Below are 11273 nucleotides of genomic sequence, written 5' to 3'. Positions count from 1 at the left end.
GGCCTGACGGCCGGACAGCCCCTCACCAAGATCTTCATCGACCTTCTAGCCGCCCTCGCCTCCCTTGTGGTCGCCGTAGACAAGCGGCTGCGCCACCAACCGATGTGACACCCACGGGTGCGCCAGTAACGATGCGGACGCGTCCTCTGGGCGATCGGCCAGCCATCATGTGGGTTCGCCGTCCGCAGACCGGGGGGAGTCGTCGACCTGCCAGGAGAGGTGATCCACCACTTGAACCACGCCGGGGACCTGCTCAGCCAGGAGTACCGCGAAAATGGCGGTGTTGTGCCGGTCGAGCTGGCCGCGCAGCTCAACCACGCCGTCGCGGACGTCGACGGTCAGCCCGGCGGGATCGGCCCACAGGGCGCGCTGGAATACTCCGTTGACAATGTCGTCGCGGATGTCGCTGTCCGGGCGTAGATGGGTCTTCATCAGATCCCGCCGTGAGACGATGCCCACCAGGCGGCGCTCGCCATCGACGACCGGCAGGCGCTTGACCCGCCTGCTCTCCATCAGCCTGGCTGCTGCCGTCACGGGCTCGTCCGGACCGATGGTCACCGGCGGTGTGCTCATCAGATCCCGCGCGAGGTCGGCGCCGGCCTTGGCCCGGGCGGCGCGCCGCGACGGCCGCTCGAAGAAGCGCGGTTCCTTGTTTCCCTCGGCGAACTCGACCTTGCGGAGCACATCGGCTTCGGAGACCACGCCGACCACGCGGCCGTGATCGTCGAGGACGGGCAGGGCACTGCCCCGGCATTCGGCCAGAGCACTGACGATCTCCCGGTAGGTGGTGTCCTCGCCCACCCACACCACCGGCGCGGTCATCACATCTCGCACGGTCCACTGCCTCATCGCGGCTCTCTAGGTGTGCTACCGACGGCAAGCTTCGAACCCATACTTCAGTACCCACAAAAGGAGCAAAATTCACAAAATGCCCTTCCCGAGTGATCTCATACTCACCTGATCACCATCGGGCTGAATGGCCACGGGATTCTCACCGTCGAGGCGGGTGGCATGCGTGGGGCACCACGACAGGTGGCTGTTCATGGCCCCCGTCAGCCAGATGGCTACTGCGTTGAGACCACCAGGCGCACAACCACCTCGACCCGCTCGACAGACGTGCCGCACCCCTCTGCTCGCCACGACTTCATCGGCACCTCCCTCCTCCCTGGCCGGGCTGCTGCCGCTATCCGGCGTCGTCGCCGAGCTGAGCCTGATCCGCACCACCGAGTTCACGTCCGACCGTCGGTCTGGGTCTCGGCAGTCCGCGTCGCCGGAGCCCCGGCACCCGGCACCCGGCACCCGGCACCCGGCACCCGGCACCCGGCACCCGGCACCCGGCACCCGGCACAGGATGCGCTGAAGCAGGGGCTGCCGCGAGCCACCTTCGAGCAGATCGCCAGGACCCAGGAACGCCCGTGGCGCACAGGCGTACGTGGCACGCCAGGGCAGAAATGAGGTCTGCCACGGATGGTCGCACCCGCTCCCGACCGGTCAAGGTGGAGACAAGCGGAAAGTGTCGGCTGCCTGGCCCGCTTTCCAAACGCCAACGTGAAGAGAGGAGCACGCCATGACACTGGTCACTTTCGGTATCGGGTCACCTGCGGAGCATATTGGCGTGCAGGAGGCACGGCGGCGTCTGGAGCGGGCACGCGAGGTGCGTCTGGCTCAGCTGGAGGCGCTCAACAGGTTCGAGCCCACGGCCGATGGCGTGCTGGTCAGCCAGAAGAATGCTGTTCGGCGCGCGCTCGTCGGCATCGACAACGCCCTCGCCCGGCTGGACGACCGGCGTCTACGGCATGTGCTGTGACGGCGCCCAGCCCATCCCCGCAGCCCAGTCGGAAGTCTGGTTCCTTCGCGCGGTACTGCATGACCTGCCAGCAGCGCTGGCTCAATCGCTCTGACGCTTGACCGTACCGAGGGGGGGTCTGAGCCATGAACCAGCAGGTCAACGCCGCCCGCGCCGGGAGCGTGCCGTGCAGTGAAGCCAGCCCGGTTCTCTCCCCTGCCGCTACGGAACAAACCCCCTGCACCGCGCTCACGGCCGGCCTTCCGGACCCGCCCGGGTCGGGTGCGTCCGCTGAAGTGCTGTCTCGACGGCCGCTTCAGCGGCGTCATACCTTGACACCGCGTTGCGCACCCTGAGGCGAGGGCGGCCGTCGACACGAACACCGTCCCCGCGTGTCCGCGTGGGCTCGGCGAACCCGTTCTGGTCGAACGGACACTCCCGCTTTATGGGTACTCGCGGACTGCACTGACCGGAAGTCCGCCGTTCTAGGGAACGGCGTGTCGGAAGGGAGTGGGTGAGGTGGCGCTGTCACGTTGTTGGGTGTGGGGGCTTCTGACGGTGCGTCGGGGCATGGTGGAGGCCGGTTCCGGGCCTGTGCTCAGGGCATGGTGGACGGACTGGAGAGGCCGGTGATCTGCTCCCAGATGGCGAAGCGGATAGTCATCTCGGCCCGGTAGTCGTGTGCGGTGAGCAGGTGGCGGCGGGGTCGGAAGTGGGGTGAGATGCCGCTGAACGCGGACAGGAACCGCTGCGCTCCGCCGACGGAGCGGAAGCCTTTCATTGCGTGTTCGCGCTGCCTGGTCGGCTGGTGGCTGTTCTCGGCCCGGTTGTTCAGGCCCTTGTGCGAGCGGTGTTCGACGGAGGGCATGACCTCGCGGCGGGCGGCGCCGTAGGAGCGGAGCTTGTCCGTGACGATCACCCGCGGCACCGCGCCCGTCTTCTTGAGGAGGCGACGGAAGAAACGCCTGGCCGCGGCCTTGTCCCGGCGGTTCTGCACGAGGATGTCCAGCATCGTTCCGTCCTGGTCGACGGCCCGCCACAGGTAGCGGATCTGGCCATTGATCTTTACGAAGACCTCGTCCAGGTGCCACTTGTCACCGGGCCGGGGTCGGCGGCGGCGCAGTGCGCCGGCGTACGTCTGCCCGAACTTGCCGCACCAGCGGCGGACCGTCTCGTAGGAGACGATCACTCCGCGCTCCAGCATCAGCTCCTCAACCTCGCGGAAGCTGAGCGGGAAGCGGTGGTACAGCCACACGCAGTGGGAGATCACCTCGACCGGGTACCAGTGCCCCCTGTACGACGGCGACACACTCCCCACGGACCATCCCCCCTCCAGCGTGATCAACCAGAAGATCATCCCACCCTGTCAGCCAACGTGACAGCGCCGCTTGGTCGCATGGCCGTCCACGGTGCCGTCCGGGACCTCGCCGTCCCACCAGTCCAGGGAGCTGACCCAGGTTCCGTCGGACAGCATGCATGCCTCCACAGCCGCCGGATCCCGCGTGGTTTCAGCCCAGGCGAAGCTATAGGGGCAGAAACAGCGAGCGGGTCGACAACGAATCCACCTCGTCACACATGGTAAACTTGCAAGCGCATTGAGTTACCATTTGTCGAATTGGGGGGTTCAGCATGGCTGATGGGCAGAAGCCCGGCATCCTGTCGGCAGCAGACGACGATGTCCCTACGCGGGAGCAGTGGACTATGCGCGATGTCACCATCGTCGACCATGACTGACCCTGCTTCGGAGCCTCTCGCTTCACCGGTCAGTTCACACAACGAGTGGGATCCGCTCGAGGAGGTCGTCGTCGGGCGCCTTGATGGCGCGACGATCCCCTCCAGCCATCCCGTCGTGGCCTGCAACGTCCCACGATGGACGGCGCGGATGCAGGGACTGGCCGGCGGCGTCAAGTACCCACGCATGCTGATCGAGCCAGCGCAGCACGAGCTCGATCAGTTCGTGATCCTCCTTGAGTCCCTCGGCATCACGGTCAGACGTCCGGACGCGGTCGACTACAGGCAACGCTTCGGCACTCCCGACTGGTCGTCACGCGGCTTCTGCAACACGTGTCCGCGCGACTGCCTGCTCGTGATCGGTGACGAAATCATCGAGACCCCGATGGCCTGGCCGTGCCGATATTTCGAGACCCACTCCTATCGCGCGATCCTCAAGGACTACTTCCGGCGCGGCGCCCGCTGGACGGCGGCTCCGAAGCCACAGCTCACCGACGCGCTGTTCGAGGCGGACTTCTCTCTTCCAGCGGTCGACGAGCCCTTGCGCTACATCCTCACCGAGTTCGAGCCGGTGTTTGATGCGGCGGATTTCGTGCGCGCCGGACGTGATCTGTTCGTCACGCGGAGCAACGTCACCAACCGCATGGGCATCGACTGGCTACGCCGCCACCTCGGTCCCGGCTACCGGATCCACGAGATCGAGAGCCGCTGCCGTACGCCCATGCACATTGACACGACCTTCATCCCACTCGCGCCCGGCAAAGTGCTAGTCAATCCCGAATACATCAACGTCGACCGTCTGCCCGACGTCCTGAGTTCCTGGGACATCCTGATCGCTCCAGAGCCCAACCCGATCAGCGGGCGCTTGCTCAAGATCACCTCGATGTGTGGCAAGTGGCTCAGCATGAACGTTCTCATGATCGATGAAAAGCGGGTGATCGCAGAGCGGCACCACACCGCCATGCTGCGCGCCTTGGAAAGCTGGGGATTCGAACCGATCCCATGTGACATGCTGCACTACGCGCCGTTTGGCGGCTCGTTCCACTGCGCGACGCTTGACGTCCGGCGTCGCGGCAGCCTCGAGTCGTACTTTCACTGATCGGCCCGTCGAGCGTCACGGTTCGACAGCTGATGTCCGTTTCGGACTGCAGCTTGCGGGAGGAGCGGTGCTCACTCTCGGCGCCGCCGAGCGGCGGCTGCCTGTTGGTGATCTCACCCGCCTGGGGTTCAGTCGAGGGCACCGAGCTGGACCAATCGCTGGAGGTTGTCGGCGGCGGCTGAACCTGGACCCAGTCTGGACAGGTGAAATCTGACCCGGGTGTCTTCGGTTCGGTTGTTTCAGTCGTTGTCGGTGGTGGGGACGCGTCCGAGTTCGCGTCCTCGCATGCGGAATGAGTCGCCTTTGAGGGAGTGGACCTCGGCGTGGTGGACGAGACGGTCGATCATGGCGGCGGCGACGGTCTCGTCACCGAAGACTTCTCCCCAGCGTCCGAAGGGTTTGTTGCTGGTGACGATCACGGACGCGCGTTCGTATCGGTTCGAGATGAGCTGGAAGAACAGGTTCGCGGCCTCGGCTTCGAAGGGGATGTAGCCGACCTCGTCGACCACGATCAGCGGGTAACGGCTCAGCTTGGTGAGCTCGGCCTGGAGCCGTCCGGCGTGGTGGGCGGCAGCCAGGCGGTCGACCCATTCGGCTGCGGTGGCGAAGGCGACGCGGTGTCCGGCCTGGCAGGCGCGGACGGCTAGGCCGATGGCCAGATGTGTCTTGCCGGTGCCCGGCGGACCCAGGAAGACGGCGTTCTCCTTGCCGACGATGAAGTCCAACGTGCCCAGATGCGCGAGCTGTTGTCGCGTCATGCCGCGCAGATGGGTGACGTCGAGTTCCTCGATCGTCTTGATCGCGGGGAAGCGGGCGGCCCGGACGCGGGCTTCGCCGCCGTGTGATTCGCGGGCGGAGACCTCGCGCTGGAGGCAGGCGACGAGGTATTCGGCGTGGGTCCAGGACTCCTTGCGGGCGCGTTCGGCGAGCCGGTCGGCGGCGTCCAGCAGGGCCGGGGCCTTCATCGCGCGAGCCAGGAAGGCCAGGTCGGCGGCCGTCTGGGAGCCGGTCCTGCGGCCCGCTGTGGTGCTTTCGGCCGGGTCGATGGTGGTGCGGGACATCAGCCGGCCTCCCTGTCGCCGCCGCCTTCGATGACGGTGAACAGCCGGTCGTAGGAGCCCAGTTCGCGTTGCTCGACCTCGACGAGCGGGCCTGCATCGGCCTGGGCGGCCCGCTGGTGGCGGGCCTGCCCGCGCATCGTCTGGCCGGCGGCGGCGTGATCGGGATCGGTGAGGGTCTGGTGGCGGGCCCAGCAGCGGGGATGGCGGGCGACGATCACGCCGCCGGGCGCCAGCGCGATGACTTCGTCGTTGTCGGTGAGCACGGTGACGGTGCGTCCGATCGCCTCGGGGTGCACGGAGTAGTCGTTGGTATCGACGCGGACATAGTGGTCACGCCCGATGCGGGTCTGCATCCGCCACCAGGCGGGCGGGTCGACGGGCGGCAGGGTGAGCATCCCGGCCCGGTCGGCCTCCCAGCGTTCGGCCGGACGGGCCTGCAAGGTGCGGTGCAGGCGCCGGTTGGCGACCGCCAGCCAGGTGGTCAGCTGGGTGTTGAAGTCACCGGGGCCGCTGAACGTGCGGCCGGGCAGGAAGCTGGTTTCGAGATAGCCGTTCGCACGTTCGACCAGCCCTTTCGCCTCGGGGTCGCGGGGCTTGCAGAGGTAGATCTTGGTGGCGAGCAGGCCCGCGAACGCGGCGAACTCGGCGGTGAGCTTGCCGCGGCCGACCCCGGCCTCGTTGTCCCAGACCAGCGTCTTGGGCACGGCGTTCCAGGCCGACAGCAGCCTCCAGTGCCCGTCGATCAGGTCGCCGGTCGTGCGGGAGGGCAGCATCCGTGCGGCGATCACCCGCGAGTAGCCGGACACCATCACCAGCACCGGCGGACGCCCCGTCTGCCCGTAGCCGAGCGGGATGTCCGCGTCGGGAAACCACAGGTCGCACTGGGCCAGCTCGCCCGGCTGATAGGTCGTGCGGGAGACCAGGTCGACGGGAACGTAGGCGGGCCGCAGTTCCCGCACCCGCTCCTTGAGGACCGTCATCCCGCGTTCCCATCCGATCCGCTCGGCGATCACGGTGGCGGGCATCGTCGGGGTATCCCGCAGCAGCTCACGGATCTGCACCTCGACCGCGTCGACCACCGAGCCCTTGGCCGGACGCTCGTACTTCGGCGGCCGGTCACTCGCCAGTGCCCGTTTCACCGTGTTCTTCGAGATGCCCAGATGCCGGGCGATCGCCCGGATCGGCATCTGCTCGGCCCGGTGCAGCCTGCGGATCTCTGCCCAGTCCTCCACGCGGATCACCCTTCCCTCCTGACCTTCCGATCAAGATCAGGTTCAGGCGAAGACCACCCAGAGGGTCACTTTTGATCCGCCGTCAGAGGGTCAGAATTCAGGCGTCGCCGAGAGAGGTTTGAGCAGACGCCCCGGCCCTCGAGGCTTTGTGTCGCCGAAGGTGCCGGCCGTCACGAATTCCTGCAGGCTGGCGTTGGCCCCGGCCGCCCCGGAGTCCGCTCGCTGCGGATCGCGGTGCCGAACTCGGGGTCGGGATGGCCGGGCAGCATCCGATTCCGGCCTGCCCGCCGCGTATCCGGTGGCCTTGGCAATCGGCGAGCTGGCGGCATAGGCACCCTCAGCCGTAGGTCAACCATCAGTGGAGCGCGACGGAGCCACCGTCAGGGATTATCGGGACTTCCCGCCGGACGTACCTGCCATGGCCCACGGCGCGCGGCCGAGCCGCCGCTGCCGACCGCCAGGGAAGCCCCGTTGCGCCCCTGCATGGGTGGGCGGTCGGCAGGAGCAGGACCGCACCAACCCCTCGGTGGGTTTCGTCGCTCCGGCGCGCCGACCCACTCCGCTCGCTCTGGTTGGTCTCTGTATCCCGGTCGACTGCCATGGGGGCTCGGTGCTCAGAGGTGGGGCAGGCGGGTGTTTGCCGTTCCTGTCCGTCAGGTAAACCAGGCCCCCGTGGAGAGGTCCGGATGCATCCCGCGAGTGGCTCGGGCGAGGGCTACTGCGCTGGAGATGAGGCCGACGTGGCTGATGGCCTGCGGGAAGTTGCCGAGGAACGTACCGTCCGACGGGTCGATCTGCTCCGGCAGCAGCCCCAGGTGATTGGTGTGCGCGCAGAGGTCCTCGAACAACTCCCCTGCCCGTTCGATGTGCCCTTGTCCTGTGAGATTGTCCACGAGCCAGAAGCTGCACAGCAAGAACGCGCCCTCCGGCTGATGGTCAAGCCCGTCCGGGGAGCGCTCCGGCAGGTAGCGGTAGAGCAGTCCCTTGCCCGCGCCCAGTTGTTCTGTCACCGCCCGGCAGGTGGACACCATCTTGGGGTGGTCGGCCGGCACAACGCGGCGCAGGGGCAGGGCGAGGAGGGAGGCATCGAGCGTGCTCCCCTCCTCGAGGTCCTCCGTGAGAGAGCGGACACGGTCGTTCCAGGCGTGGTCGAGGATCCGCTCGGTCAGGTGATCGGCTTGGCGGGCCCACCTGTCGGCGTCCCCGGGCAGCTTCAGCCGTCGCGCGAGCCTGGCAGCGCGGTCGAGGGCCACCTGGCACATGGCGGCGGAGTAGGTGAAGGGTCTGCCGGACGTTCTGACTTCCCAGATGCCGTGGTCGGGGGTGCGCCAGGCGTGGGCCGCTCGATCGGCGAGACCGGCCAGCCACTGCCACAGCGTCTCGTCGATGGTTTCTCCCGTGGCGGCCCGCTGGAAGGCGCAGTCCAGGATTTCTCCGTATACGTCGTGCTGCGTCTGCTCGACCGCAGCGTTGCCCCAGCGCACGGGGGCGGAGCCGCGGTAGCCCTCAAGACCCTCGTCCACGGATTCCGGCGGCGGGATGTTGCCGTCGACGTCGTACAGAACGTGCGGTTGGTGGTTGTGACGGGCCGCTGTGAGGGCCCAGTCCAGAAAGCTCCCGGCCTCCGACGGCAGCCCGATGCGGCGCAGCGCGAAGACGGTGTAGGCGGCGTCACGGATCCAGGAGTAGCGGTAGTCCCAGTTCCGGGTTCCTCCGATGTGTTCGGGAAGCGATGACGTGGGGGCCGCGATGATCGCTCCGTTCTCCACATGGTCCAGCAGTTTCAGCGTCAGGGCGGAACGGCGCGCGAGGCCGGGCTGCGGAAGGTCGTCGACCAAGAAGGACGCCCAGCGTCGCCAGGCTTGCAGCGTGGCCTGGAGGCCGGCATCGACCGAGGGACAGGAGTGGACGGATGGGGCGTCCCAGCGCAGCCGCACGGCTAGCTCCTGCCCGGCGCGGAGCCGCAGGGTGCGATTCTGAGGTGTCACGGGGGGTGAGGAACTCAGGCGCAGGGTGACGCCCTGCCGGCCGCAGTCGAGCAGCCACTCCTCACCGCGATGCCGGACGCGGGCCCCGCCGCGCGGCTCCACGGCGAAGTCCAGGATGACCTCGCCGTGGGTGACACGAGCCCGGCGCACCAGCTCTCCCGCGGCTGCGGGCTCGTCTTCCTCCAGCCGCGCACCAGGACGGAGCAGGAAGGCGTCCGTGACCTCCACCGCGCCGGTGCCCGTGCGCAGTTCGGTGACCAGGACGGCTGTGTCGTCCACGTAGCGCTGGCGGCTCTGGCGTACGTTCCGCGGCGAGAGCCTGAAGCCGCCCCCGTGTCTCCGGTCGAGCAGTGAGCAGAAGACGGGATCCCGGTCGAAGCGCGGCACACACATGAAACGGATCTCCGCATCCCGCCCGACCAGGGCGCAGCCGCGGCCATCACCGATCAGACCGTGGTCCTCGATCGGTAGGTAACCCTCTCGGCGTGTCAGGGGCTGCCAGAGCGCCATAGCGGACAAGTACCCAGAATCCCCGGGTTGAACAGATGGGCAGCCCTGCCGCTCTCTCGGAGGAGGGCGGGAACCCGTCAGCGGTGGCGGAGCACCAGCATGGCCGCGTCGTCGTGCAGTGGGCCGCTGACGTGCTGGAACAAATCCTGGCGCAGTGTCTCCAGCGCTGCCTCCGGGTCGCTTCCCTTCAGCAGATGAGCGCGCTCCGCGAGTGGGTAGAAGCGCCCCTCGGCGTCGCGTGCTTCGGAGATTCCGTCGGTGTAGAGCAGAAGCTGGTCGCCCGGGAGGAAGCTGGTGCGGAAGGGCTCCGGCGGCTCCGTCCCGTGATCGCTCAGGCCGAGGGGGAGAGCGTAGGAGGAGGGCTCGGGCCAGGTGGTGGTGCCGTCGGCGTGGACCAGCAGGGGCGCCGGATGGCCGTAATTGAGGAAGGTGACCTCTTCGGACCTCACTTCGGCGAGGATGGCGGTGACGAACTTCTCGGCTCCGGGCTGACGCGCGATGGCCCGCTCCAGTCTGGATCCCACGGCTGCCAGGTCAGCCTCGTCCGGGGCTGCTTCCCGGAAGGCCCCCAGGACCACCGCCGCGGTCTCCACCGCCTCCAGCCCCTTTCCCTGGACATCCCCGACGATGACGCGTACCCCATGCGGGGAAGTGACGACTTCGTAAAGGTCACCGCCGATGCGCGCCTCGGCGACGGCGGACATGTAGCGGACGGCAACTCGCACACCCCCGGCCAGCCGCGGAACCGGTTTGAGCAGCACGCGTTGCGCCGCCTCGGCGATGGAGCTCACACTGTCCAGCTTCGCCTCCCGTTCCTGGCGCATGGACACGGCCACAAGGCCGGCCGCGGTCACGCCGAGGACCGCGGCCACGCTCATCACACCCTGCGACCTTTCGAGCAGGTCGTTATACCAGCCCAGACCGACGCACAGCAGCACCGCCGTCCCGCCCACACAAGCGGTGCGCCTCCAGCCGCCCACAAGCGGCGCGAAGGCGGGTCCCAGCGACACCAGAGGCAGGAATACCACCTCTGGGCCGACAGCAAGATCGGCCACGCTGACCACAGTCATCATGACGAAGGGCAGCACCGACAGCACGGCACGGCGATGATTTTCCCACTTCACACCCCCTTGCCTCCCCTCGTCGGCCGTCCCTGTCCACGGCGTGCAGCTCCCTGGGAAGAGCGCAAGTTCCATGGTGGCAGACTCGGTCCCGTCCTCCCCAGACGAAGGCGCCGCAGTCCACGCGCGCACAACCCCGGGACGTGGGGCGTCCGAGTTGCTCGACGGGACACACCGGCGCTGCCTCATCGAGCGGCCGCTCCCCCACCGCGTCAAGAATGGGGGAATGGTGGCTCTGGTGCGTCACTCACCGCTGATCCGGACGCTGGTATGGGTCGTGGCGGTGCTGACCCTGTCCGTGCTGGCCGCCGCTGCCGTCGTACGGAGCACCGCGCTCAACCCCGGCTTCTACGGCCGGGTATTCGAAGAGGAACACGCGTACCAGAGGTTCTACGACGAGGTGCTGGTCGACCCTCACAGTGCACCGGGCGTCCGCGACCTGCTGGGCCGGCTGCCGGTCCCGGAGTCCACGGTCACCGCGAACCTCAAGGTCGTGATTCCCCCGGAGACCCTGCGTGCTGTAGCCGACCGACAGATCGCCGAGGTGACCAGCTACCTGAAGGGCGACAGCGACACGCTGCGTCTGACGGTCGATCTCCGGCCGCTGCTGGCCAACATCGAACGACTCGCTCATGTGTACTTCGGTGATGCCGTCGCCTCGCTCCAGCAACGCCCCGATCCAGACTTCCAGGCATTTATGGAGCATCTGTCGGCAACGGCGGCGCAGCTGGCGGCGGGCGACCCC

General features: G+C 67.8%; 9 protein-coding genes. 2 read left to right on the top strand and 7 right to left on the bottom strand.

Annotated features, from left to right (window positions below; all coding sequences use genetic code 11):
* Nucleotides 1–165: 165 nt before the first annotated feature.
* Nucleotides 166–849, bottom strand: a complete 684-nt coding sequence (locus tag ACFU5F_RS17255) for a CBS domain-containing protein (RefSeq protein ID WP_383887649.1) — start codon at nt 847–849, stop codon at nt 166–168.
* Between the two features lie 718 nt (nt 850–1567).
* Between ACFU5F_RS17255 and ACFU5F_RS17250 the strand changes: the two genes are divergently transcribed.
* Nucleotides 1568–1807: a hypothetical protein gene (locus ACFU5F_RS17250; RefSeq protein ID WP_383887647.1), complete on the top strand. Its 240-nt coding sequence runs from the start codon at nt 1568–1570 to the stop codon at nt 1805–1807.
* Between the two features lie 577 nt (nt 1808–2384).
* On the opposite strand, the gene ACFU5F_RS17245 is transcribed toward ACFU5F_RS17250, so the two are convergent.
* The gene (locus ACFU5F_RS17245; protein ID WP_383887645.1) at nt 2385–3143 is read right to left on the bottom strand and encodes an IS6 family transposase; all 759 of its coding nucleotides are present in this window, start codon (nt 3141–3143) and stop codon (nt 2385–2387) included.
* Nucleotides 3144–3512: 369 nt separating this feature from the next.
* Here ACFU5F_RS17245 and ACFU5F_RS17240 point away from each other — a divergent pair, with 369 nt between their 5' ends.
* Entirely contained in the window at nt 3513–4616 is a 1104-nt protein-coding gene (locus ACFU5F_RS17240) for an amidinotransferase (RefSeq protein WP_383887643.1), read from the top strand.
* 239 nt (nt 4617–4855) lie between these two features.
* On the opposite strand, the gene istB is transcribed toward ACFU5F_RS17240, so the two are convergent.
* From istB to ACFU5F_RS17215, 5 genes are all read right to left on the bottom strand, one after another.
* Nucleotides 4856–5677 carry an IS21-like element helper ATPase IstB gene (gene istB, locus ACFU5F_RS17235; protein WP_383887641.1) on the bottom strand — a complete coding sequence of 274 codons (822 nt, stop codon included), beginning with the start codon at nt 5675–5677 and terminating at the stop codon, nt 4856–4858.
* The gene (gene istA, locus ACFU5F_RS17230; protein ID WP_383887639.1) at nt 5677–6918 is read right to left on the bottom strand and encodes an IS21 family transposase; all 1242 of its coding nucleotides are present in this window, start codon (nt 6916–6918) and stop codon (nt 5677–5679) included. The genes istB and istA overlap by 1 nt, the downstream gene beginning before the upstream one ends.
* A 644-nt stretch (nt 6919–7562) precedes the next feature.
* Nucleotides 7563–9407 (bottom strand): glycoside hydrolase family 15 protein, encoded by a 1845-nt coding sequence (locus ACFU5F_RS17225; RefSeq protein WP_383887666.1) that lies wholly within the window; start codon nt 9405–9407, stop codon nt 7563–7565.
* 77 nt (nt 9408–9484) lie between these two features.
* Nucleotides 9485–10480, bottom strand: coding sequence for a PP2C family protein-serine/threonine phosphatase (locus ACFU5F_RS17220; protein ID WP_383887664.1), 996 nt, complete (start codon nt 10478–10480; stop codon nt 9485–9487).
* Nucleotides 10481–10775: 295 nt separating this feature from the next.
* Nucleotides 10776–11162 carry a hypothetical protein gene (locus ACFU5F_RS17215; RefSeq protein ID WP_383887637.1) on the bottom strand — a complete coding sequence of 129 codons (387 nt, stop codon included), beginning with the start codon at nt 11160–11162 and terminating at the stop codon, nt 10776–10778.
* Between the last annotated feature and the right edge of the window lie 111 nt (nt 11163–11273).

The organism is Streptomyces sp. NPDC057438 (assembly GCF_042802995.1).
Taxonomy (GTDB): domain Bacteria; phylum Actinomycetota; class Actinomycetes; order Streptomycetales; family Streptomycetaceae; genus Streptomyces.
This window is presented reverse-complemented; position numbering and strand designations above follow the sequence as displayed.

Excerpts from the sequence above, each read along its gene's own strand:
- ACFU5F_RS17255 (WP_383887649.1), bottom strand. The coding sequence starts at position 849 with ATGAGGCAGTGGACCGTGCGAGATGTGATGACCGCGCCGGTGGTGTGG.
- ACFU5F_RS17250 (WP_383887647.1), top strand. The coding sequence starts at position 1,568 with ATGACACTGGTCACTTTCGGTATCGGGTCACCTGCGGAGCATATTGGC.
- ACFU5F_RS17245 (WP_383887645.1), bottom strand. The coding sequence starts at position 3,143 with ATGATCTTCTGGTTGATCACGCTGGAGGGGGGATGGTCCGTGGGGAGT.
- ACFU5F_RS17240 (WP_383887643.1), top strand. The coding sequence starts at position 3,513 with ATGACTGACCCTGCTTCGGAGCCTCTCGCTTCACCGGTCAGTTCACAC.
- istB (WP_383887641.1), bottom strand. The coding sequence starts at position 5,677 with ATGTCCCGCACCACCATCGACCCGGCCGAAAGCACCACAGCGGGCCGC.
- ACFU5F_RS17225 (WP_383887666.1), bottom strand. The coding sequence starts at position 9,407 with ATGGCGCTCTGGCAGCCCCTGACACGCCGAGAGGGTTACCTACCGATC.
- ACFU5F_RS17220 (WP_383887664.1), bottom strand. The coding sequence starts at position 10,480 with ATGATGACTGTGGTCAGCGTGGCCGATCTTGCTGTCGGCCCAGAGGTG.
- ACFU5F_RS17215 (WP_383887637.1), bottom strand. The coding sequence starts at position 11,162 with ATGAGCGAGTCGTTCGATGTTGGCCAGCAGCGGCCGGAGATCGACCGT.